At 70.5% G+C, this 21,662-nt stretch carries 20 protein-coding genes, 1 rRNA gene, 1 pseudogene and 1 riboswitch; of the genes and pseudogenes, 5 read left to right on the top strand and 17 right to left on the bottom strand.

Annotated elements, in window-relative coordinates:
* Window positions 1–62: 62 nt before the first annotated feature.
* From ACIP5W_RS32325 to ACIP5W_RS32310, 4 genes and pseudogenes are all read right to left on the bottom strand, one after another.
* The gene (locus tag ACIP5W_RS32325; RefSeq protein WP_401481046.1) at window positions 63–1,061 is read right to left on the bottom strand and encodes a carbohydrate ABC transporter permease; all 999 of its coding nucleotides are present in this window, start codon (window positions 1,059–1,061) and stop codon (window positions 63–65) included.
* Window positions 1,062–1,067: 6 nt separating this feature from the next.
* Window positions 1,068–2,360, bottom strand: coding sequence for an extracellular solute-binding protein (locus ACIP5W_RS32320; RefSeq protein ID WP_401481131.1), 1,293 nt, complete (start codon window positions 2,358–2,360; stop codon window positions 1,068–1,070).
* A gap of 287 nt (window positions 2,361–2,647) precedes the next feature.
* Window positions 2,648–2,866, bottom strand: a complete 219-nt coding sequence (locus ACIP5W_RS32315; RefSeq protein WP_401481129.1) for a potassium-transporting ATPase subunit C — start codon at window positions 2,864–2,866, stop codon at window positions 2,648–2,650.
* Window positions 2,857–3,496, bottom strand: a pseudogene (locus ACIP5W_RS32310) (potassium-transporting ATPase subunit B); the annotation flags it as partial. The gene ACIP5W_RS32315 and the pseudogene ACIP5W_RS32310, both read right to left, overlap by 10 nt.
* A gap of 227 nt (window positions 3,497–3,723) precedes the next feature.
* On the opposite strand from ACIP5W_RS32310, the gene ACIP5W_RS32305 reads away from it, so the two are divergent.
* The 4 genes from ACIP5W_RS32305 (at window position 3,724) to ACIP5W_RS32290 (ending at window position 7,028) form a co-directional block, all read left to right on the top strand.
* Complete coding sequence (locus ACIP5W_RS32305) at window positions 3,724–4,119, top strand: molybdopterin-binding protein (protein WP_401481044.1); 396 nt, start codon at window positions 3,724–3,726, stop codon at window positions 4,117–4,119.
* Between the two features lie 169 nt (window positions 4,120–4,288).
* Window positions 4,289–5,110 carry a molybdate ABC transporter substrate-binding protein gene (gene modA, locus ACIP5W_RS32300; RefSeq protein ID WP_401481042.1) on the top strand — a complete coding sequence of 274 codons (822 nt, stop codon included), beginning with the start codon at window positions 4,289–4,291 and terminating at the stop codon, window positions 5,108–5,110.
* Complete coding sequence (locus tag ACIP5W_RS32295) at window positions 5,107–5,940, top strand: ABC transporter permease (protein WP_401481040.1); 834 nt, start codon at window positions 5,107–5,109, stop codon at window positions 5,938–5,940. The genes modA and ACIP5W_RS32295 overlap by 4 nt, the downstream gene beginning before the upstream one ends.
* A complete protein-coding gene (locus ACIP5W_RS32290; RefSeq protein WP_401481038.1) occupies window positions 5,937–7,028 on the top strand; it encodes an ABC transporter ATP-binding protein in 1,092 nt (363 codons plus the stop codon). The genes ACIP5W_RS32295 and ACIP5W_RS32290 overlap by 4 nt, the downstream gene beginning before the upstream one ends.
* 84 nt (window positions 7,029–7,112) lie before the next feature.
* On the opposite strand, the gene gcvP is transcribed toward ACIP5W_RS32290, so the two are convergent.
* Window positions 7,113–9,998, bottom strand: a complete 2,886-nt coding sequence (gene gcvP / locus ACIP5W_RS32285) for an aminomethyl-transferring glycine dehydrogenase (protein WP_401481036.1) — start codon at window positions 9,996–9,998, stop codon at window positions 7,113–7,115.
* A gap of 183 nt (window positions 9,999–10,181) precedes the next feature.
* Window positions 10,182–10,277: riboswitch (glycine riboswitch) on the bottom strand.
* Between the two features lie 116 nt (window positions 10,278–10,393).
* On the opposite strand from gcvP, the gene ACIP5W_RS32280 reads away from it, so the two are divergent.
* Window positions 10,394–10,765 (top strand): PRC-barrel domain-containing protein, encoded by a 372-nt coding sequence (locus ACIP5W_RS32280; protein ID WP_398103323.1) that lies wholly within the window; start codon window positions 10,394–10,396, stop codon window positions 10,763–10,765.
* On the opposite strand, the gene ACIP5W_RS32275 is transcribed toward ACIP5W_RS32280, so the two are convergent.
* The 12 genes from ACIP5W_RS32275 to rrf form a co-directional block, all read right to left on the bottom strand.
* A complete protein-coding gene (locus tag ACIP5W_RS32275) occupies window positions 10,687–11,229 on the bottom strand; it encodes a nucleotidyltransferase domain-containing protein (protein ID WP_401481034.1) in 543 nt (180 codons plus the stop codon). The genes ACIP5W_RS32280 and ACIP5W_RS32275 overlap by 79 nt on opposite strands.
* Window positions 11,230–11,253: 24 nt before the next feature.
* A complete protein-coding gene (locus ACIP5W_RS32270) occupies window positions 11,254–12,675 on the bottom strand; it encodes a DNA polymerase IV (RefSeq protein WP_401481032.1) in 1,422 nt (473 codons plus the stop codon).
* 67 nt (window positions 12,676–12,742) lie between these two features.
* Window positions 12,743–13,426, bottom strand: a complete 684-nt coding sequence (locus ACIP5W_RS32265) for a MerR family transcriptional regulator (protein ID WP_401481030.1) — start codon at window positions 13,424–13,426, stop codon at window positions 12,743–12,745.
* A gap of 237 nt (window positions 13,427–13,663) precedes the next feature.
* Window positions 13,664–14,137 (bottom strand): bifunctional nuclease family protein, encoded by a 474-nt coding sequence (locus ACIP5W_RS32260; protein ID WP_073494403.1) that lies wholly within the window; start codon window positions 14,135–14,137, stop codon window positions 13,664–13,666.
* A gap of 84 nt (window positions 14,138–14,221) precedes the next feature.
* Window positions 14,222–14,959, bottom strand: a complete 738-nt coding sequence (locus ACIP5W_RS32255; protein ID WP_401481028.1) for a MerR family transcriptional regulator — start codon at window positions 14,957–14,959, stop codon at window positions 14,222–14,224.
* A 43-nt stretch (window positions 14,960–15,002) separates the two neighbouring features.
* Window positions 15,003–15,890: an FHA domain-containing protein gene (locus ACIP5W_RS32250; protein WP_401481127.1), complete on the bottom strand. Its 888-nt coding sequence runs from the start codon at window positions 15,888–15,890 to the stop codon at window positions 15,003–15,005.
* Window positions 15,891–15,972: 82 nt separating this feature from the next.
* Window positions 15,973–16,896 carry a DUF881 domain-containing protein gene (locus tag ACIP5W_RS32245; protein ID WP_401481026.1) on the bottom strand — a complete coding sequence of 308 codons (924 nt, stop codon included), beginning with the start codon at window positions 16,894–16,896 and terminating at the stop codon, window positions 15,973–15,975.
* Between the two features lie 5 nt (window positions 16,897–16,901).
* Window positions 16,902–17,234: a small basic family protein gene (locus tag ACIP5W_RS32240; protein WP_003988855.1), complete on the bottom strand. Its 333-nt coding sequence runs from the start codon at window positions 17,232–17,234 to the stop codon at window positions 16,902–16,904.
* A complete protein-coding gene (locus ACIP5W_RS32235) occupies window positions 17,231–18,067 on the bottom strand; it encodes a DUF881 domain-containing protein (protein WP_401481024.1) in 837 nt (278 codons plus the stop codon). The genes ACIP5W_RS32240 and ACIP5W_RS32235 overlap by 4 nt, the downstream gene beginning before the upstream one ends.
* Window positions 18,068–18,234: 167 nt before the next feature.
* Window positions 18,235–20,730 carry a mannose-1-phosphate guanyltransferase gene (locus ACIP5W_RS32230; RefSeq protein ID WP_363092996.1) on the bottom strand — a complete coding sequence of 832 codons (2,496 nt, stop codon included), beginning with the start codon at window positions 20,728–20,730 and terminating at the stop codon, window positions 18,235–18,237.
* Window positions 20,731–20,849: 119 nt separating this feature from the next.
* Window positions 20,850–21,458, bottom strand: coding sequence for a CDP-alcohol phosphatidyltransferase family protein (locus ACIP5W_RS32225; RefSeq protein ID WP_401481021.1), 609 nt, complete (start codon window positions 21,456–21,458; stop codon window positions 20,850–20,852).
* Between the two features lie 109 nt (window positions 21,459–21,567).
* Window positions 21,568–21,662 (bottom strand): 5S ribosomal RNA (gene rrf / locus ACIP5W_RS32220); the annotation flags it as partial.

Here is a 21,662-nt window from a genome sequence, read left to right as displayed (position 1 = left end):
CGCCGTGCCGACGGCGACGAGGACGATGTGCAGCGGGAAGGTACGGCCTGTCCTGCGGGCGTTCACGAGCCGCCTCCTCTCAGGGTCGTGGTGGCCCCCTCCAGATCGCGGCGGAGCACGAACCTCTGGTAGGCGAGGGCGAAGACGAGGCTGATGACGAACATGGCCACACTGACCGCGCTGGCGTAGCCGACCTGGTAACGCTTGAAGCCGTACTGGAACAGGGTCACGGCCATCGTCTCGGAGTGGTGGTCGGGGCCGCCCGCGGTGGTGACCCAGACCAGGTCGAACAGCTGGACGGAGCCGATGACGGACAGGAAGACGCTGATCCGCAGGGTCGGTGCGAGCAGCGGCAGGGTGACGTGGCGGAAGCGCTGCCAGGGGCCGGCGCCGTCGATGAGCGCGGCCTCGGTCAACTCGGCCGGGATCGACTGGAGTCCGGCCAGGTAGAGCATCATGTGGAAGCCGAAGTACTTCCACGTCATGACGAGGAACAGGGTGGCCATGACGGTGGACGGGTCGGCGAACCACTCCCCGCCCAGGCCGTCCAGACCGACCGCGCCGAGCACGTGGTCGGCGAGGCCCTGGTCGGGCGCGAAGATCATGGCGAACAGCACGCCGGTGATCGCCTCGGAGAGGATGTACGGCGCGAAGAACAGCATCCGGTAGACGGCCCGCCCGCGGATGCGCTGGTTGAGCGCGACCGCGAGGGCGAGCGCGAACGGCAACTGGATCACGAGCGAGAACACGACCAGGAGCAGACAGCGCCAGAGGTCTCCGAGGAAGACCGGGTCGTCCAGGAGACGGGTGAAGTTGTCGCCGCCGATGTAGTCCTCGGGCATGCCGAAGCCGCCCCAGCGGAAGAACGAGGCGTACAGCGCGAACAGCATCGGCAGCAGCACCAGCACGCCGAACAGCACCAGGGCGGGCACCTGGAAGACGACGGCGGTGAGCCAGTGGCGGGCGCGCCGCCGGCCCCGCCCCCGGGCCGCTTCGGCGGCCGGGGACGGGGGACCGACGGGCGGGCCGCTGCGCTTGTCCGGGAGGTAGGTCGAGGTCATCGCCGGCTACTGCTCTTCCTTCGCGATCTTGGTGATCGACTGGGCGACCTGCGCGGGTGACTTGGAACCGGCTATGAGGGCGGCGACGCTGTCGTTGATCTCCTGGCCGAGGGCCGGCGCATAGGCCTGGTCGAGGTAGAGCTGGAAGCCGGTGGCCGCCTTCAACTGCGTCTGTACGGCTTTGAGGTTGGGGTCGGTCAGCGCGCTCTCGGCGGCCGGCACCACGGGCAGCACGCCGGTCTTCTTGACCAGCTCGGTGTCGGTGGCGGCGGAGGCGAAGAACTTCAGGAAGTCGACGGCGGCCTGCGGGGCGCCGGCACGCAGGGCGTGTCCGCCACCGCCTCCGAACACCTCGGTGAGCTTGCCCTGCCCGCCCTCGACCTCGGGGAACGGGAAGAACCCGAGGTCGGCGCCGAGCCCCTTGCCGGCGTCGGCCTCCACCACCGGGGCCCACTGGCCCATGAGTTCCATCGCGGCCTTGCCGTTCCCGACGGTGGCGGCCTGTCCGGTGGGGCTGGAGTAGGCGGCGCCGAGGAAGCCCTTCTGGAACGGCTGGAGGTCGACCAGATCCTGGAGGTGCTGTCCCGCCTGGACGAAGCCGTCCCCGGTGAAGTCCTTGTCGTCGTCGGCCTTCCGCAGGGCGTCGACCCCGGCGGTGCGCATCGCGAGGTAGGCCCAGTAGTACATGCCGGGCCACTTCTCCTTGCCGGCCAGGGCGAGCGGGGTGATGCCGGCGGACTTCAACTTCCTGACGGCGTCGAGGAATCCGCTCCAGGTGGTGGGCGGCGCGCTGACGCCGGCCTGCTTGAAGAGGGCCTTGTTGTACCAGAAGCCGATCATGCCGATGTCGAACGGTATGCCGTAGACCTTGTCGTCCACCAGGTACGGCTCCTTGGCGACCGGCAGCATGCCGTCGGCCCAGCCCTTGGTGCGATCGGTGAGGTCCTCGACGAGTCCGGCGTCGACCTGCTGCTTCAGGACGCCGCCGCCCCAGGTGTGGAAGATGTCCGGCAGCTTCCCGGAGGCGATCAGAGCGGTCATCTTCGACTTGTAGGCGTCGTTCTCCAGTTGGACGATCTTGACCTTGACCTTGGGGTTCTGGGCCTCGAACTGCTTGGCCAGGGCGGCCCAGACGTCCTTGGTCGGCTGCGTGGTGGAGATGTTCCACCACTCGATGGTGGTCGTCCCCGACGATCCTCCGTCCGAGTCGCCGCCACAGGCGCTCAGTGCCGTCATGCCAAGACCGGCCGCGGCGGAGGCCGCCAGGAAGCCTCGTCGGGAGAGTCCCGGGTCGCCCATCATGCGCTCCTTGGGGTACGGAACGGCCGGACACGGCCGTTCGCGAGATCGAAAGTTTCGGCGTTAATCCAGAAAGCTTCGCTGCTGCCGCACCCTAGAGACAGCCTTAGACAGGTGGCAACCCCTTGAACACAGAGAAATTTCCGCACGTCCGTCAGACAGGTGACAGATCGAACCCTCCGAAACATTCGACCCTTTTGACGAACATTACGGAGGGGACTGTAGAAGGCTGTCCGGGCAACGACAAGACCGCGCGTCAGCTCCCCGGACTGCGAGGGACAACCGCCTCACCTGCGGTCGATCAAGCTCCTGAGCGCGACGTCGAGTTCGAGGACGTCGACGCGCGGCTCGCCCAGGAATCCGAGGGTGCGGCCCTCGGCGCGCTCCTCCACCAGCTTCTCGACACGGGCGGCGGGCAGGCCGTCGCGCTCGGCGACCCGGTGGACCTGGAGTTCGGCGTACGCCGGGGAGATGTCGGGGTCGAGGCCCGAGCCCCTGATGCCCACGCGGCGCAGTTCGGCGAACCGCTCGCGCATGCCCTCCTTGACCACGTCCTTGAGATGGCCGACGCCGACCACCCGCGCGCCGCGGTCGTCGTCGGCCGCCACCAGCAGCGGCGTACCGCCCGCCTCGGCGATCCGGTCGGCCGGTTCCCCGGCGTCCGCGGCGACCTCACCGCCCTGCTCGCGCACCCAGGCGATGACGGCGCCGGCCGCACCCTTGCGCACCCGGCGCCCGTCGACGTCCACGCCCGACATCCGGGTGCGGGCGGTGAAGGCGATCCACTCGGCGCCGGCCGGTTCGCCCTCGTGCCGCTCACGCAGGCCGTACCGCTCCTCGGCCAGCACGACGACGGAGCGGCCCCCGGGCGTCTCGTCGGCCAGTGACGACAGCTGGGCGGCGTCGGCGGCCTCGGCCTCCGTGGCGCCCCGCACCGGCACGAACTCCGCGGCCCGGCGGTTGCCGAGAGTGATGGTGCCGGTCTTGTCGAGCAGCAACGCGGAGACGTCGCCGGCGTCCTCGACCGCACGCCCCGACAGGGCGAGGACATTGCGCCGGACCAGCCGGTCCATGCCCGCGACGCCGATCGCGGAGAGCAGCGCGCCCAGCACCACCAGCGTGAGGTGCGCGCCCGCCCGGCGCCGCTCCACCGGATCCCCCGCCGTGCCCGGCCCCCTCGTCCCGACCGGCGGCCGGCCCGGCCGGCCGCCGACTCCCCTTTCGTCGGCCGGCACCGCTCACCCCGCCCGCCCGGCCGCCGCCGGAACCGGCCCGTGACCACTGCGCCCCGCCGGCCCCCCGCACCGCGTCACCCGGCGGCCCGGCCCCGCCCCCGGCCCCGCCTGCCCTTATCGTGACCGGCATGCAGTCCTACACCATCGGCCAGGCCGCGCGCCTGCTCGGCGTGAGCCCCGACACCGCACGCCGCTGGGCGGACGCGGGCCGGGTGCCGACGCACCGCGACGACAGCGGACGACGCCTCGTCCACGGCGAGGATCTCGCCGCTTTCTCGGTCGAACTCGCCAGATCCGGCGGCGAGGAGGCCGGCGCCTCCTACACCTCGGCCCGCAACGCGTTCCCCGGCATCGTCACCGCGATCAAGCTGGGCGACGTCGCCGCCCAGGTCGACATCCAGGCGGGCCCGCACCGCCTCGTCTCCCTCCTGACCCGCGAGGCCGTCGAGGAACTCGGCCTGGAGGTGGGCATGGAGGCCACGGCCCGCGTGAAGTCGACCAACGTCCACATCGACCGCACTTGACACGAGCCCTGCACGCGCCAGCACGTCCCCATACATCGCACATGCGATCCTATGGGCCGACTCGATGCCGCTCATGCGAACCTAGAACTGACTTACACCTCGCAACTGCGGCATTATTATCTCGGTATGGGCCCGTTCGAGGGACCGCGACGACACCGAGGAGCGCACCGTGACGACCCGAACCGCCCGCCGGGCCCGCCGGACACTGCGCCTGACGGGCGCCGGGGCCGCCGCACTGCTGGTGCTGAGCGCCTGCTCCTCTTCGGACGACACCTCCTCGGGGACCGGGTCCGCCACTTCGGATCCGGCGAAGCCGTCCGGCACGGTGACCGTCTTCGCGGCGGCCTCCCTCCAGGAGAGCTTCACGGCACTGGGCGAGGAGTTCGAGAAGGCGTACCCCGGTACGAAGGTCGTCTTCAACTTCGGCGGCAGCGACACCCTGGCCGCGAGCATCACCGGCGGCGCCCCGGCCGACGTGTTCGCCGCCGCCAGCACCAAGACCATGGCGATCGTGACGGACGCCGGGGACAACGCCTCCGCCCCGGTCACCTTCGCCCGCAACCAGCTGGAGATCGCCACCCTGCCGGGCAACCCCGACAAGGTCGCCTCCCTGAAGGACCTCACGAAATCCGGCCTCAAGGTCGTCCTGTGCGACGAGGCCGTCCCGTGCGGCGCCGCCGCCCGCAAGGCCCTCGACGCGAGCGGGCTCGACCTCACCCCGGTCTCCTACGAGCAGGACGTCAAGAGCGCTCTGACGAAGGTGGAGCTGAAGGAGGCCGACGCCGCGGTGGTGTACAGGACCGATGTGCGGGCGGCCGGTGACAAGGTGGAGGGCGTGGACTTCCCCGAGTCGGCCGACGCCGTCAACGACTACCCCATCGTCCCGCTCAAGGACTCCCGGAACGCCGTGACCGCCCAGGCCTTCGTCACCCTCGTGCGCTCCGCGGAGGGCCGGAAGGCACTGACCGGGGCCGGGTTCCTGAAGCCGTGACACCCTTCGCCTCCGACCTGCGCAAGGGCGACCGGCGACCGGACCGGATCCGCACCGGCGTCCCCCTGGCCCTGCTGCTGCCCGCCCTCCTGGGCCTGGCCTTCCTGCTGCTGCCCCTGGCCGCCCTGTTGATCCGGGCGCCCTGGCACAGCCTCCCCGAGCAGCTGACCAGTCCCGAGGTGTGGCAGGCCCTGCGGCTGTCCCTGATCTGCGCCACGTCGGCGACCGCCCTGAGTCTCGTCGTCGGCGTACCGCTGGCCTGGCTGCTGGCCCGCACCGACTTCCCCGGCCGCGGTCTCGTGCGCGCCCTGGTGACGCTCCCACTGGTGCTGCCGCCGGTCGTGGGCGGTGTGGCCCTGCTGCTCGCCCTGGGCCGCAACGGCGTGGTCGGGCAGTGGCTGGACTCCTGGTTCGGCATCACCCTGCCGTTCACCACGACCGGCGTCGTGCTCGCGGAGACGTTCGTGGCGATGCCGTTCCTCGTCATCAGCGTCGAGGGCACGCTGCGCGCCGCCGACCCCCGCTACGAGGAGGCGGCCACCACCCTGGGCGCCTCCCGCTTCACCGCGTTCCGCCGAGTCACGCTGCCCCTGATCGCGCCGGGCATCGCGGCGGGCGCCGTGCTGGCCTGGGCACGCGCGCTGGGCGAGTTCGGCGCGACGATCACCTTCGCGGGCAACTTCCCCGGCCGTACCCAGACCATGCCGCTCGCCGTCTACCTCGCCCTGCAGAACGACCCGGAGGCCGCCATCGCCCTCAGCCTCGTGCTGCTGGCCGTCTCCATCGCCGTACTGGCGGGCCTGCGCGACCGCTGGATGACCGCCTCGTGAACACCCCCGACCACGCGAAGGACACCCCCGACCGCGTCACGGGCACCGCCGAGGGGCTCGACGCCCATCTCGTCGTCGACCGGGGCGCCTTCCGCCTCGACATCGCGCTGAGCGCCGCCCCCGGCGACGTCGTCGCCCTGCTCGGCCCGAACGGCGCCGGCAAGACGACGGCCCTGCGCGCCCTCGCCGGCCTCGTCCCGCTCACCGGCGGCCGTCTCCGCCTGGACGGCAGCGTGCTGGACCGTACCCCGCCGGAATCCCGCCCGATCGGCGTGGTCTTCCAGGACTACCTGCTGTTCCCCCACCTGAGCGCCCTGGACAACGTGGCGTTCGGCCCGCGCTGCCACGGCGCGAGCAAGGCCGAGGCACGCGCCCTGGCGGCGGAGTGGCTGGAGCGGATGGGTCTCGCCGAGCACGCCGGCGCCAAGCCCCGCCGTCTCTCCGGGGGCCAGGCCCAGCGGGTCGCCCTGGCACGCGCTCTCGCCACCCGTCCCCGGCTGCTGCTGCTCGACGAGCCACTCGCCGCCCTGGACGCCCGCACCCGCCTGGAGGTGCGCGCCCGGCTCCGCCGTCATCTGGCCGACTTCGAGGCGGTCGCCGTCCTCGTCACGCACGACCCGCTCGACGCCATGGTCCTCGCGGACCGCCTGGTCGTCGTCGAGGACGGCACGGTCGTCCAGGAAGGCGCCCCCTCCGACATCGCCCGCCACCCGCGCACGGACTACATCGCCCGGCTCGTCGGCCTGAACCTGTACCGCGGCCGGGCCGACGGCCACACGGTGCGCCTCGACACGGGCCCCGCGCTCACCACCACGGAGGTTCTCACCGGGCCGGTCTTCGTCGCGTTCCCGCCCGGCGCGGTCACCCTCCACCGCGACCGCCCCACCGGCTCCAGCGCCCGCAACCTCTGGCGCTGCGAGGTCGCGGGCCTGGAGACCCACGGCGACCAGATCCGCGCCGACCTCACCGGTGAGCTCCCCCTGGCCGCCGACCTCACCACGGTCGCCGCCGCGGAACTCGACCTGCATCCCGGCGCCACCGTGTGGGCCACGGTCAAGGCGGCCCAGACGCACGCCTATCCGGCCTGAACCGCCTCCTGACACGCCCCCTGACACGCCGTCCCGGCCCCCGCCCTGCGCGGACGGGGGCCGGGACGGCGTACGGCTGCCGGATCAGTCCTGGTACGCGTCCAGCGGCGGGCACGAGCAGACCAGGTTGCGGTCGCCGAAGGCCTGGTCGATCCGGCGTACCGGCGGCCAGTACTTGTCGGCGGCGGACACCCCGGCCGGGAAGACGGCCTCCTCGCGCGTGTAGGCGTGGTCCCACTCGCCGCCCAGCGCGGCCGCCGTGTGCGGAGCGCCCCGCAGCGGGTTGTCCTCGGCGGGCCACTCACCGGCCCCGACCTTCTCGATCTCCCCACGGATCGCGATCATCGCCTCGCAGAACCGGTCGAGCTCGGCCAGGTCCTCCGACTCGGTCGGCTCGATCATCAGCGTCCCGGCCACGGGGAACGACATCGTCGGCGCGTGGAAGCCGTAGTCGATGAGCCGCTTGGCCACGTCGTCCACGCTGACACCGGTCGCCTTCGTCAGCGGACGCAGGTCGATGATGCACTCGTGCGCGACCAGCCCGCCGGGACCGGTGTAGAGCACGGGGTAGTGCGGTTCGAGCCGCTTGGCGACGTAGTTGGCGGACAGCACGGCCACCTGCGTGGCCCGCTTCAGCCCCTCCCCGCCCATGAGCCGCACATAGGCCCACGAGATCGGCAGGATCCCCGCGGAACCCCACGGCGCGGCCGAGATCGGCCCCACCCCCGTCGCGGGCCCGGCCTCGGGCTGGAGCGGGTGGTTGGGCAGGTACGGCGCCAGGTGCGACCGTACGGCCACGGGGCCGACGCCCGGACCGCCGCCGCCGTGCGGGATGCAGAACGTCTTGTGCAGGTTCAGGTGCGAGACGTCGCCGCCGAAGTGCCCGGGCTTGGCGAGCCCGACGAGCGCGTTGAGGTTGGCGCCGTCCACGTACACCTGGCCACCGGCCTCGTGCACCTGCGCGCAGATGTCGGCGACGTGCTCCTCGAACACCCCGTGCGTCGACGGATAGGTGATCATCAGGACCGCCAGCTCGTCGCGGTGCTTCTCGATCTTCGCCCGCAGGTCCTCGACGTCGATCTCGCCGTCCTCGGCGGTGTTCACGACGACGACCTTCATCCCGGCCATCACGGCGCTCGCGGCGTTCGTGCCGTGCGCCGACGACGGGATCAGGCACACGGTCCGCTGCTCGTCCCCGTTGGCCCGGTGGTATCCGCGTACGGCGAGCAGTCCGGCGAACTCGCCCTGCGACCCGGCGTTCGGCTGGAGGGACACCTTGTCGTACCCGGTGACCTCGGCGAGCCGCTCCTCCAGCTCATGGATGAGCGTGAGGTAGCCCCGCGCCTGCTCGGCGGGCGCGAAGGGGTGCAACTGCCCGAACTCGGGCCAGGTGACCGGCTCCATCTCGGTGGTCGCGTTCAGCTTCATCGTGCAGGAGCCCAGCGGGATCATGCCCCGGTCCAGCGCGTAGTCGCGGTCGGCCAGCCTGCGCAGGTAGCGCAGCATCGCGGTCTCGGAGCGGTGCTGGTGGAAGACGGGGTGGGCGAGGATCTCGTCGCGGCGCAGCAGCGCGGCGGGGAGGGTGTCCTCCGTGACCGCGTCGAGGGCCTCGATGTCGCCCTCGACCCCGAAGGCCCGCCAGACGGCGCTGATCTGCGCCCGCCCGGTGGTCTCGTCACAGGAGATCGCCACGTGGTCGGCGTCGACGAGGTGCAGGTTGACGCCGTTGTCCCGCGCGGCGGCGACGGCTTCGGCAGCCTTCGCGGGGACCCGCACGGTCAGCGTGTCGAAGTAGGAACCGTGCACGACCTCGACGCCGCCCGCGGTGAGCCCGGCGGCCAGGACCGAGGCGTAGCGGTGGGTGCGCCACGCGATCGCCCGGAGGCCCTCGGGACCGTGGTAGACGGCGTACATGCCGGCCATGACGGCGAGCAGCACCTGCGCCGTACAGATGTTGCTGGTCGCCTTCTCCCGGCGGATGTGCTGCTCACGGGTCTGCAACGCCAGCCGGTACGCCCGGTTGCCGTCCACGTCGACGGACACGCCCACGAGCCGCCCGGGCAGGCTGCGCGCGAACTTCTCGTGGACGGCCATGTAACCGGCGTGCGGTCCGCCGAAGCCCATCGGCACCCCGAACCGCTGCGTCGTGCCGACGGCGATGTCCGCGCCCAGCTCACCGGGCGAGGTCAGCAGCGTCAGCGCGAGCAGATCGGCGGCGACGGTGACGAGCGCCCCCAGCTCGTGCGCCTGGTCGATGACCGGCCTGAGGTCGCGTACGGCGCCGGAGGCCCCCGGGTACTGGATCAGCACACCGTTGATCTCGCGCGCGGCGATGTCGGCCGGAATGCCCTCACTGAGGTCGGCGACGACGACCTCGACACCGGTCGGCTCGGCACGCGTCTCGATCACGGCGATGGTCTGCGGCAGCGCGTCCGCGTCGATCAGGAAGAGGCCCTTCTTGTTCTTCCCCATGCGCCGGGACAGCGCCATCGCCTCGGCCGCGGCCGTGCCCTCGTCGAGCAGCGAGGCGCCGGACGTCGACAGTCCGGTCAGATCGGCGACCATGGTCTGGAAGTTCAGCAGCGCCTCGAGCCGGCCCTGCGAGATCTCCGGCTGGTACGGCGTGTAGGCCGTGTACCAGGCCGGGTTCTCCATGACGTTGCGCAGGATGACCGGCGGGGTGAAGGTGCCGTAGTAGCCGAGCCCGATCATGGAGTCCATGACCTGGTTGCGGTCGGCCAGCGACCGCAGCTCGGCCAGCACCTCGGCCTCGGTGCGCGCACCCGGCAGGTCCAGCGTGTCGGCGTTCTTGATCACGTCGGGGACCGCGGCGGCGGTCAGCTCGTCCAGGGAGCCGTAACCGACCTGCGCGAGCATCTTGGCCCGCGCCTCCTGGTCGGGCCCGATGTGGCGCTGCTCGAAGGGGATTCCCTGTTCGAGGTCGGAGAGCGGAATGCGATGGGCGGTCATTGCGGAGGCCTCCTGGTCAGACACGACCTTCGAGGGGCACCACTGGCGGGTACCCGGACGGCCTCCCCCTCTGTCATCTCAACCTGAGAGCTTCACCGGCCGCCCGAGGGCACCCGGCTTTCACCGTCGGTGAGAGCGGAAGCCGTCGACGCCGTCGGCACCCGCCCTGCTTTCCAGAGTGACCTCGTCCGTGCGGTACGTGAGCCTGAGAGATTCCGGGGAGGATTTGCTCCTTCGGCGCCTCCGGTGGTCTCCGGAGGACTCTCCCGCACGGGGTCAGCGGCCATTGCCAGACTACCAGCGAGGTCAACGAGGCCTCTCTTCGAGTGGCCGCGACTCCCGATGTGCTCTTTTGTAGTGCTGAGGGATGAGTTTGCGACCAAGTGGAGGGGCCCGTGCAGACCGACATCGACCCGCGCAACCTGATCGGCCGCAAGGCGTTCGACCGGAACGGCACCAAGATCGGCACCATCGACGAGATCTATCTCGACGACGCGACCGGCGTGCCGGAGTGGGCGGCCATACGCACCGGCCTGTTCAGCAGGGACGCCTTCGTCCCCCTGGAGCCCAGCGAACTGGTCGAGGGCACCCTGCACGTCCCCTTCGACCGCGCCCTGATCAAGGACGCCCCCGACTTCGGCGTGGGCCGTCACCTCTCCCCCGACCAGGAACTCCAGCTCTATCACCACTACGGCCTCGACGTGGCCGCCCCTCCGCCCCTCCCGGACCGTGACTTCGGCAGGCTGGCGGGCTCGGAGGAGACCTGAGCGGACCCGCCGCACGCCCGGACCAGCGCCCCCAGGAGCCCCTGCGGATCGTGGAGCGGCCGCGCCCCGTCGGTGACGACGCGTCGCGTGCCCGCGTCGACGGGATCGGTACGCGCCCAGTCGGCGGGGCCGATGCCGACCTCGACCTCCAGACCGGAGGCGGTGACGTACCGCCATTCGGTGACGGGCCCCCAGGCCCGGTTGCGGATCAGCTCTCCCAGGGCCAGGTCGCGCCCCCAGGCGTCCTCGGCAACGTACCGGCCCGGCTCGGCGGTCAGCACCACGAGATCGACATCCGAGTCCGCTCGCCCGGCGCCCCGCGCCCAGGACCCGACGAGCAGCACCCCGACGACGTCCTCGCGCCCCGCGGCCCGTCCGGTGACCCGCCGGACCACCGAACGCACCTCGTCACGCCGCTCCGCCGAGACCGCGGCAGGGCCCGTCCGTCCCTTCTCGTCCGCCACCGCCCACCGCCTCGCTCGATCCCGTCACCGGCCGTCCCCCGACCGCGGCCCCACCGCCGGCACCCGGCCGGCCGTGTCCACGGCTGATGTCCCGTCCGGTCTTCGACGCACCAGCGGCAGCGGCTCCGCCGGTTCCAGATCGGGGTCGTCGATCCGGAACGTCCGCACCCGGCCGACCTCCGACTCGGGTGTCTCGAACCGCACGGTCACCCGCCCCAGCCCGCTGCCCTGCACCCATCCGTGGCCGAGCCCGGCGTGCCGCACGTCGAGCCCCGGCCGCCACCGGTGCTCCGCGGGCACCGCCTCGGCCACGGCGGGCTCCTCCGGCGCCTCGTCCTCGGCCCCCTCGGCCCGCACGTCCGCCGCCCGCACCTCGGCCGCCTGCGCGAACAGGTCCTCCTGCGTGAAGTCGGCCAGCCCGCTGACTCCCACCCCGAGCAGCCGCACACCGCCCGTCGTGTCCACCGCGTCCAGCAGCCGCGCCGCCGCCTCCCGCACGACCGCCGGATCGTCCGTGGGCCCCCGCAGGGTCTCCGACCGGGTGAGCGTGGAGAAGTCGTACCGCCGCACCTTCAGGACGATGGTCCGCCCCGACAGACCGGCCTCCCGCAGCCGCCGCACACACCGGTCGGCGAGCCGCTGCACTTCCAGCTCCACCCGCATCCGGTCATGGATGTCCACGTCGTAGGTGTCCTCCACCGACACGGACTTGGTCTCCCGCTCGGCCACCACGGGCCGGTCGTCCCGGGCCAGCGCCATGGCGTACAGCGCGCGCCCGTGTGCCTTGCCCAGCAGCCTTACCAGCTCGTCCTCCCCCGCCTCGACCATCTCCCCGACCGTGGCGATCCCGGCCCGCCGCAGATGGTCGCCGGTCGCCGGACCGACCCCCGGCAGCGTCCGCACCGACATCGGCGCGAGCAGGGACCGCTCGGTGCCCGGCTCGATCAGCACCAGGCCGTCCGGCTTGGCCTGCTCGGAGGCGATCTTGGCGAGCATCTTCGAGGCCGCCAGCCCCACCGAACCGGTGAGCCCGGTGACCGCCCGGATGTCGGCGCGCAGCCGCACCCCGGCCAGCCGCGCCGACTCGCTGTCCCAGGCCGCTCCACCGGCCTCCAGATCCACGAACGCCTCGTCCAGACTGAGCGGCTCCACCAACGGCGACAGGGCGCGCAGCAGCGCCATGACCTGGTCGCTGATCTGGCGGTAGAACGCGCCCCGCGGCACCAGGTAGGCGGCGTTCGGAGCGAGCCGGCGGGCCTGCGCCATCGGCATCGCCGAGTGCACCCCGAAGACCCGCGCCTCGTACGAGGCGGTCGCCACCACCCCTCGCGGCCCGAGGCCCCCCACGACCACCGCCTTCCCGCGCAGACTCGGCTTGGACGCCTGCTCCGCCTGGGCGAAGAAGGCATCCATGTCGAGATGCAGGATGGTGGGCGCGTTTCTCACATCTCCGATGCTGCACCACGCCACTGACAATGAGGCCGTGCAGCCGCCCGCGAAGGCGCCGGGGCCGTCAGACCGCCCGGTTGCGCCGGCGGGCCAGCTCGTCCGCCGGGTTGGGCCCGACGAGTGTCTCACCGGTGTCGACGCGCTCCCCGTGCAGCTGGGACAGCGCGCTCTCGACATCCCGCCACACCACGCCGACGGCGATCCCGAAGATGCCCTGACCGCCTTGGAGCAGTGCGTGGACCTCGTCCGGAGAGGTGCACTCGTAGACCGTGGCGCCGTCACTCATCAGCGTCATCCGCTCGAGGTCGCTGAAACCGCGCTCACGCAGGTGCTGGACGGCGGTGCGGATGTTCTGGAGTGAGACCCCGGTGTCGAGGAAACGCTTGACGATCTTCAGGACCACCACGTCCCGGAAGCTGTACAGGCGCTGCGTACCGGACCCGTGGGCGGGCCGTACGCTCGGCTCGACCAGCCCCGTGCGCGCCCAGTAGTCCAGTTGCCGATAGGTGATGCCGGCGGCCGCACAGGCCGTCGGGCCGCGGTAGCCGATCTCCTCGGACGCCATAGACGTCGCCCCTCCGCTGCTCGGCACGGCCGCCGGTCGCTGCGGAGCGTGATCGGCCGCGCCTCCGTGATGGGGGTACCCCCCGCTCGCGCGGAGCCGAGAGCTTGAGGGAGGGTACGGACCGCTCCCCCCGACACCGAGTCCGGGGGCACCCCCCACCGTACCGTCGCCGCTGCTTCTCACGCCGACCTCCGTCCTTGACCTGCCTTCTCGACGGTAGGCAGTCACCAGGGGTGCGTCAACGATCGCCACACTCGGCACGCCGAGTGATAATCACCCTAGGAGTGGTTTCCCCCGCTCCACCGCGGGGAAAGGCTAGCCGAATGCGCTGAGCGGAAGCCGCAGGACGCTCTCATGGTCCGGCGGCAATTGCCGCGGCCGAGCCGCCGCGCCCACCGGACCACCCGCGCCTGCCGACGGCTACTGATTGCTGCTGCCGAAGTCCTCGGGCGAGATCTGGTCGAGGAACTCGCGGAACTTCTCCACCTCGTCCTCCTGCTCGTCCGGGATGGCGATCCCCGCGTCGTCGAGCACCGTGTCGCTGCCGTAGATCGGCGTCCCGGTGCGCAGGGCCAGCGCTATGGCGTCGGACGGCCGCGCGCTCACCTCCACCCCGCTGGCGAAGACCAGCTCGGCGTAGAAGACGCCTTCACGCAGGTCCGTGATGCGCACTTCGCTGAGCTCCTGGCCCACGGCCTCCAGCACGTCCTTGAACAGGTCGTGGGTCAGCGGCCGCGCCGGAGCCATGCCCTGCTGGGCGAAGGCGATCGCCGTCGCCTCCCCCGGCCCGATCCAGATGGGGAGGTAACGGTCGCCTCCCACTTCACGCAGCAGGACGATCGGTTGGTTGGAGGGCATCTCGACCCGGACACCTACGACATCGAGCTCGTTCACACAGCAACCCTAGGCCGTGCTCGGGACGTTTGGGTAGTCGGGCCGGGAACGGGTGACCGATCCGGGCGGCCCGGACCGTCCGCCTCAGGGCAGGCGCACCCCGAGCGCGGTCTGCACCAACGCCGCGTGCAGCCTGACCGTGAGCCCCGCCAGCTCCTTCGTGCGAGCCTCGGCATGCGCCCTCGTCTGCGGATTGCGGTGGCGCCGGAGCGGTGCGACCACCTGGTCCACGAGCCCCGCCTCACGGTCGGCCGCGGCCTTCATCACCCGCAGGTGCCGGGGCTCGATCCCGAACCGCCCCAGCTCGGAGACGAGGGCGGCCACCGTGACGACCTCGGCGTCGTAGACCCCGTCCTCCAAGGGCGCGACGAGCCCGTAGGCCTCCCACTCCTGGAGTTCGCGCTCGTCGATCCCGGCGGCCGCCAGCAGCTCGGACCGCCCGATGCGGGCGGCGGTGGACGCGTCGGGCCGCTCCGGTACCGCCTCCCCGTCCCGCTGCCGGCCCACGGTCGGCAGCGGTGCCGCCTCACCGCGCTCCATGGCGTCCAGATGCTCCCGGATCACCTTGAGCGGCAGGTAGTGGTCCCGCTGCATCCTGAGGACATGACCGAGGCGCTCGACGTCCTCCCGGCTGAACTTGCGGTACCCCGCCGGGGTCCGCTGCGGCTCGACGAGCCCCTCCGACTCCAGGAAGCGGATCTTGGAGATGGTGACTTCGGGGAACTCGTCGCGCAGCACGTTCAGCACTGTGCCGATGCTCATCGCACCACCGTCGACCGCGGCGGCGCCGGGTTCGGCACCGCCCCTCGGTGTTCGCAGCATGGGCCTTCCCTGGGGGTTCCCCCGGACCGGGTCCGGGGGAGGGTCAGTAGCCTCGCTGGCTCGCGTGGAAGACCAGCCGGTACTTGCCGATCTGCACCTCGTCACCGTTCGACAGCGGGACCTCGTCGATCCGCTCCCGGTTGACGTACGTGCCGTTCAGACTGCCGACGTCGGCCACCGTGAACGAACCGTCCTGGCGGCGCCGGAACTCCACGTGGCGGCGCGAGACCGTCACGTCGTCCAGGAAGATGTCGCTCTGCGGGTGCCGCCCGGCCGTCGTCAGGTCGCCGTCCAGCAGGAAGCGGCTGCCCGAGTTGGGGCCACGCCGCACGACCAGCAGGGCGGAACCCAGCGGCAGCGCGTCGACCGCGGCCTGGGCCTCGGGCGAGAGCGCCGGCAGCTGCGTCTGTCCGGTGGCCTCGGAGTCGTAGGCCTCGAGACCGGAGATGGAAATGGTGGACGTCGTCTCCGACGGGCGCTCGGGCGTCAGCCCCGGCCTCAGCGGCGCGCCGCAGTTGGAGCAGAAGCGGCTGTTCTCCGCGTTGCGGTTACCGCACCTCGTACACACCAGGGCCGACATAGGGGAAAACCCTCCACCCGTACTTGAGGTTGACGGTTGTCCGAAACCTATGCCGCCGGACTGCGCAGGGTCAACCGACGCCCCGCCCTGGCCTCCGGAAATGTCACCACCCGGACCAGCCACCTGGTCCCGGAACAGCGGCCGCTGGCCCTCCGCGTCAGGCTGTGCACGGTGACGGGCGGTCGCGTTGTCACCGCTGCCCTCTCGCGCGCTCTTGCCGAACAACTTCGCAAACAACTTCACGGGCGATTCCCCTTGACCGAAACAGACCCGCCCGTGGGGCAGGACGAACCCTGAATGATTAGACCGGCCGACCCGGACATCTTCACAACGTCCGTATCCACCAGACAGTTTCCACCACGCACCACCCGTTCGGTGCGCCGACCCCCCGCAACCTCATGCCCTTGCCCGACGGTCCCCATGCACCCCCGGTTCACTGCGAGGACGACCGAGCGTAGTCAGGCTGCTCCGCTGCTCGCAAGGCGTCCACGACGATCTTGGTGGATCGCTCCACGGACACCGTGGCCTGCTCCTTCTCGAGAGTCTGCACCACGCCCCCAGGGATGTTGAGCGCCGGTTCGAGGTCCTGCGGCTTGCCGATGACCTTGAAACGATAGGGAGCGTTGATCTTGTTCCCGTCGACGCTCACGCTCTTGCCGGATTCCGTCAGATACGTGCCGGCGACGACCCGCACGCCGTTCACCTGGATCGCCTCGGCGCCCGCCGCGCGCAGCTCCTGGATAGCGTCGAGCAGCATGTCGGCCTCGACCGTCCCCTTCGTGTCCTCGACGACCATGGTGATGCCGGGCCCCTGAGCGGCCACCGTGCCCGCCAGGATGCCGAGTTGCTTCTCCTTCTCGACCGTCTGCCTGCGGGCCTCCTCGGCCTGGTCGGAACTGTTCTCCAGCTCCTGCCGCTGCTTCTCGAGACCCTGCTTCTCGTCCTCAAGACGCTGACTGCGGTCATCGAGTTCATCGAGGATGCGCACGAGATCTTCCTGGCGCGCCCCGCGCAGGGCATTGCCGCTCTCGCTGTTGGAGGCCACTTGCACGGCCAGCCCGAAGCCGAGCCCGAACAGCAGCAGGGCGACGATGAGTTGGGCACGGCTCACCCGCGGCGGCCACAGCCCCTGCACCAGCCGCTGCCGGCCGGTCAGCGTGGGCTTCCCGCTCTCCTCGGGCCGTTCCTCGCGCGGAACGGCCGCGGGAACCTCCTGGGGCAGCTCCTTGCGCAGCCTGGTCGTGGGCGTCTCCTCCCGAGGTGTCTCGACCCGCGGTGACTCGTTGCGGGGTGACTCGTTGCGGGGTGACTCGTTCCGAGGGGTCCCGTCGGGCTGGGTCGCGTCGTGGTCGCTCATCGCCCTCACGCCCGGAAGACGTGCCGGCGGATCGCCGCGGCGTTGGAGAAGATCCGGATGCCGAGCACGACCACCACACCCGTGGACAACTGGGCGCCGACGCCCAACTTGTCACCGAGGAACACGATCAGGGCGGCCACGACCACGTTCGACAGGAACGACACGACGAACACCTTGTCGTCGAAGATGCCGTCGAGCATGGCCCGCAGACCTCCGAAGACGGCGTCCAAAGCCGCCACGACGGCGATCGGCAGATAAGGCTCGACGACCGCCGGAACCTCGGGCCGGACCAAGAGGCCGGCCACGACTCCCACGACGAGGCCCAGTACGGCGATCACGATGTGCCCTTCTCAGTTCTCGGCTCTGCTGTACGTACGATCACACTCGGTGCCGCGGGCACCCGGACGTCCTTCTCCACCGAGATGGCGGTCCGGATGCCGAAGTTCTCCTGGAGGGCGTGCAGATACAGCCCGTCGGGGCTGTCCTGGAACCGGGTGCTCAGGTTCTTCCCGTCCCCCACCGCGAGCACCGTGTACGGCGGCACCAGCGGCTTGTTGTCGACCAGTATGGCCTCGCCCGCGGCCCTGATCGCCGACAGCGCGGTCAGCCGCTGGCCGTTGACGGAGACCGCCTCGGCACCCGACGCCCACAGCCCGTTGACGACACGCTGCATGTCACGGTCCCGGACCCGCCCGGTGTCGGAGAAGCCGGAGGTCTCGCGCGGATCACCGTCACCGCCGGTGGAGGCCGCCTCGGCGTCGTCCACGACCAGCTTCACACCGGGTCCGTGCACCTCGACCGCGCCTGCGAGGATTCCCACCAGCTCCGCCTGGTCGCCCCCGCCGCTCTCCCGGAGGGCCTCCCGCTGCCGCGCGCTCACGTCGTCACGCAGTTCGTCGACGGTGTCCTCTAGCTCGTCCGCCGCCTCGGTCTCACTGTCGATGCGGTCGATCAGTTCCTCGCGCTCCTTGGCCACGACCGGAGCGGCGATCCGCGCCTGAGCGGCTCCCACGGTCACGACGAGAGCCGCGAGCACCAGGCCCGCGGCCAAGCCCAGCTTCGCGCGCAGCGTCCTGGGCAGCCCACCGACGCCCTCGGCCCGCTTCCGGACGGCCGCCTCGGCATATCCGTCGTCGAGGCTGTGGTCCATGACGTTGGTGAGCAGCGACATGGACGCGTCCGGACGCGACGCTCGCGCGGGCGTGCTCCGAACGGGGGGCTGCTGCGGCATGCCGCACATCGTCGCACGCCGCGCCCGCTACCTCCGAATGGCCCCACCCACGTGCCGGACAGGCCCCCTTGGGGACACCTGTCCGGCACGCGCGCGTGGTAGGTGTGTCAGCGCCCGGCGCTGTCCACGACGGACGACCACTCGTCCAGCAGGGCCTGCGCGGAGGCGTCGTCGGGGCCTTCCGCCCACAGGTGCGTGACCGCCTCGGCCGGGTCCGGCAGCACCATCACCCAGCGTCCGTCGGCCTCCACCACCCGGACACCGTCCGTGGTGTCCACGGAGCGGTCTCCGGCGGCCTCGACGACCCGCCGCATCACCAGACCCTTGACGGCCCACGGAGTGGCCAGATCCCGCTTCAGAACGTGCGCCCGCGGGATCCTCGCGTCGATCTGGCTCAGCGTGAGCTGCGTCCGGGCCACGAGCCCGATCAGCCGCACGAAGGCCGCCGTACCGTCGAAGACGCTGCTGAACTCGGGGACGATGAAGCCGCCCTTGCCGTCCCCGCCGAAGATGGTCGACTCGTCGCGGCCCACCCGGGTCAGGTCGTCGGGCGACGTCGTCGTCCATTCCACCTGGGTGCCGTGATAGGCCGCCACCTGCTCGGCGATCCGCGTCGTGGTCACCGGCAGGGCCACCCGCCCGCTGCGCCGCTCGGCGGCGACCAGGTCGAGCAGCACGAGCAGCGCCCGGTCGTCCTCGATGATCCGGCCCTTCTCGTCGACGAGAGAGAGCCGCTCGCCCACCGGGTCGAAGCGCACACCGAACGCGGCCCGCGACGACGCCACGATCTCCCCGAGCCGCACGAGCCCGGAACGCCTCTGGTCACTGCTCTCCGTCGGCCGGGCCTCGTTCAGACCGGGATTGACGGTCAGCGAGTCGACCCCGAGCTTTCCGAGCAGGCTGGGCAGGACGAGACCGGCACTGCCGTTCGAAGCGTCCACCACGACCTTCAACCCGGATTCGGCGATCCCGGTCGTGTCCACGTTCCGCAGCAGCGACCCGGTGTACGAGTCGAAGACACTGGCGGGGAAATGCAGGTCCCCGATCTCTCCGGGGAACGCCCGCCGGTACTCCTGCCGCGCGAACACCCGGTCCAGCTTCCGCTGACTGCCCTGCGACAGGTCCGCGCCCTGCCCGTCGAAGAACATGATGTCCACGGAATCGGGCACTCCGGGCGACGTCCGGATCATGATCCCGCCGGCACTGCCGCGCGCGGTCTGCTGCCGCGCCACGGGCAGCGGCACATTCTCCAGATCGCGTACGTCGATGGCGCTGGCCTGCAACGCGGAGATCACCGCTCGCTTCAGAGCACGGGCGCCGCGGGAGTGGTCGCGGGCCGTGGTGACGGTGGAGCCCTTCTTGAGCGTGGTCGCGTAGGCCCCTGCGAGGCGTACGGCCAGCTCCGGCGTGATCTCGACGTTCAGGATGCCGGAGACGCCGCGCGCGCCGAAGAGGTGTGCCTGGCCCCGCGACTCCCAGATCACCGAGGTGTTGACGAAGGCGCCGGCCTCGATGGTCTTGAACGGGTAGACCCGCACATTGCCCTGCACGATCGATTCTTCACCGATCAGGCATTCGTCGCCGATGACGGCGCCGTCCTCGATCCGGGCCGCCCGCATGATGTCGGTGTTCTTGCCGACGACGCAGCCGCGCAGATTGCTGTGCTGTCCGACATACACGTTGTCGTGGACGACGGCCTTGTGCAGGAAGGCTCCGCTTTTGACGACGACGTTGGACCCGATGACCGTGTGTTCGCGGATTTCCGCGCCGGCCTCCACCTTGGCGTAGTCCCCGATGTAGAGGGGGCCGCGGAGCACGGCGTCCGGATGCACTTCGGCGCCTTCGGCGACCCATACGCCAGGCGAGATCTCGAAGCCGTCGAGTTCGACGTCGACCTTGCCTTCCAGCACGTCGGCCTGGGCCTTCACGTAGCTCTCGTGCGTGCCGACGTCCTCCCAGTAGCCCTCGGCGACGTAGCCGTAGATCGGCTTGCCTTCCTTCATCAGCTGCGGGAAGACATCACCGGACCAGTCGACGGGCACATCGGCCTCGACGTAGTCGAAGACCTCGGGTTCCATCACGTAGATGCCGGTGTTCACCGTGTCGGAGAAGACCTGGCCCCAGGTCGGCTTCTCGAGGAAGCGCTCGACCTTGCCCTCCTCGTCGACGATGGTGATGCCGAATTCCAGAGGGTTGGGCACACGCGTCAGACAGACGGTGACGAGTGCACCCTTTTCCTTGTGGAAGTTGATCAGCTCGGTGAGGTCGAAGTCGGTGAGCGCGTCGCCGGAAATGACGAGGAAGGCGTCGTCCTTCAGCGCCTCCTCCGCGTTCTTGACGCTTCCCGCGGTACCGAGTGGCTTCTCCTCGTTGGCATAACTGAGCTCCATGCCGAGCTCCTCACCGTCACCGAAGTAGTTCTTGACCAGTGAGGCCAGGAACTGGACAGTGACGACGGTCTCATTGAGCCCATGCCTTTTGAGCAGCCTCAGAACGTGCTCCATGATCGGCCGGTTGGCCACCGGCAGGAGCGGCTTGGGCATGCTCGAGGTCATAGGACGAAGGCGTGTGCCTTCGCCTCCGGCCATCACGACGGCCTTCATGTCGGAAGCGTCCTCCTTGAAGAGACGACGGTCTAGCCGACTTCACCCGTCCAGATTGTCCCGCACTTTTCTGTAGCGGGCCATCGAGCCAGCGCTGAGTGCCAATCGCTTCGGCGAGATCAGTCGGCCATGGGGTCCGCACGGACCAGGCGGCGGACTTGTACCACGTAGAGGACTCCTGCCCACCAATACAGCGTTGTACCCCATCCTGCGAACGCCCATCCGAAAATAGCAGCGAGTGACGCCAGCCATCCGCTTCCGTCACTGAGCAGCAGAAGCGGGAAGGCGTACATCAGGTTGAAGGTGGCCGCCTTCCCGAGGAAGTTCACCTGGGGGGGCGGATAGCCGTGCCGCCTGAGGATGCCCACCATCACCAACAGCATCAGTTCTCGCGCCAGAAGTGCAGCGGTCAACCAGAGGGGGAGAATCTCCCGCCAGGTGAGGCCGATCAGGGTCGAGAGAATGTAGAGCCGGTCCGCGGCCGGGTCGAGCAGCCGGCCAAGGCTGCTGACCTGGTTCCAGCGCCGGGCGAGCTTGCCGTCGAGGTAGTCGCTGATTCCGCTCAGAGCCAGCACGAGGAGGGCCCAGCCGTCGCTCTGCGGCCCTCCGAACTCAGGCCTGAGAATCAGCCACAGGAACAGCGGTACGCCGAGCAGGCGCGCCATGCTGAGGATGTTGGGGATGGTGAGGACCCGGTTGGTCTGCACACGGGTCTCCTGGACCTCCACCCGGGGGCCTCCAGTAGAAAATGAGCCAACGATGCTCCCTGACCCTACCTCAACGCAAAAAAGCTCCGGCTCCTGGGCGGTATGCCCAGGAGCCGGAGCTGTAAAAGGAGTTCGGCGGCGTCCTACTCTCCCACAGGGTCCCCCCTGCAGTACCATCGGCGCTGTGAGGCTTAGCTTCCGGGTTCGGAATGTGACCGGGCGTTT

The sequence above is a fragment of the Streptomyces sp. NPDC088766 genome (assembly GCF_044750845.1).
In the GTDB taxonomy this organism is placed as follows: domain Bacteria; phylum Actinomycetota; class Actinomycetes; order Streptomycetales; family Streptomycetaceae; genus Streptomyces.
This window is presented reverse-complemented; position numbering and strand designations above follow the sequence as displayed.

Coding starts and splice junctions, on each gene's coding strand:
- ACIP5W_RS32325 (WP_401481046.1), bottom strand. CDS start 1,061: ATGACCTCGACCTACCTCCCGGACAAGCGCAGCGGCCCGCCCGTCGGT.
- ACIP5W_RS32320 (WP_401481131.1), bottom strand. CDS start 2,360: ATGGGCGACCCGGGACTCTCCCGACGAGGCTTCCTGGCGGCCTCCGCC.
- ACIP5W_RS32305 (WP_401481044.1), top strand. CDS start 3,724: ATGCAGTCCTACACCATCGGCCAGGCCGCGCGCCTGCTCGGCGTGAGC.
- gcvP (WP_401481036.1), bottom strand. CDS start 9,998: ATGACCGCCCATCGCATTCCGCTCTCCGACCTCGAACAGGGAATCCCC.
- ACIP5W_RS32255 (WP_401481028.1), bottom strand. CDS start 14,959: ATGCTGCGAACACCGAGGGGCGGTGCCGAACCCGGCGCCGCCGCGGTC.
- ACIP5W_RS32245 (WP_401481026.1), bottom strand. CDS start 16,896: ATGAGCGACCACGACGCGACCCAGCCCGACGGGACCCCTCGGAACGAG.
- ACIP5W_RS32235 (WP_401481024.1), bottom strand. CDS start 18,067: ATGTCGCTGCTCACCAACGTCATGGACCACAGCCTCGACGACGGATAT.
- ACIP5W_RS32230 (WP_363092996.1), bottom strand. CDS start 20,730: ATGAAGGCCGTCGTGATGGCCGGAGGCGAAGGCACACGCCTTCGTCCT.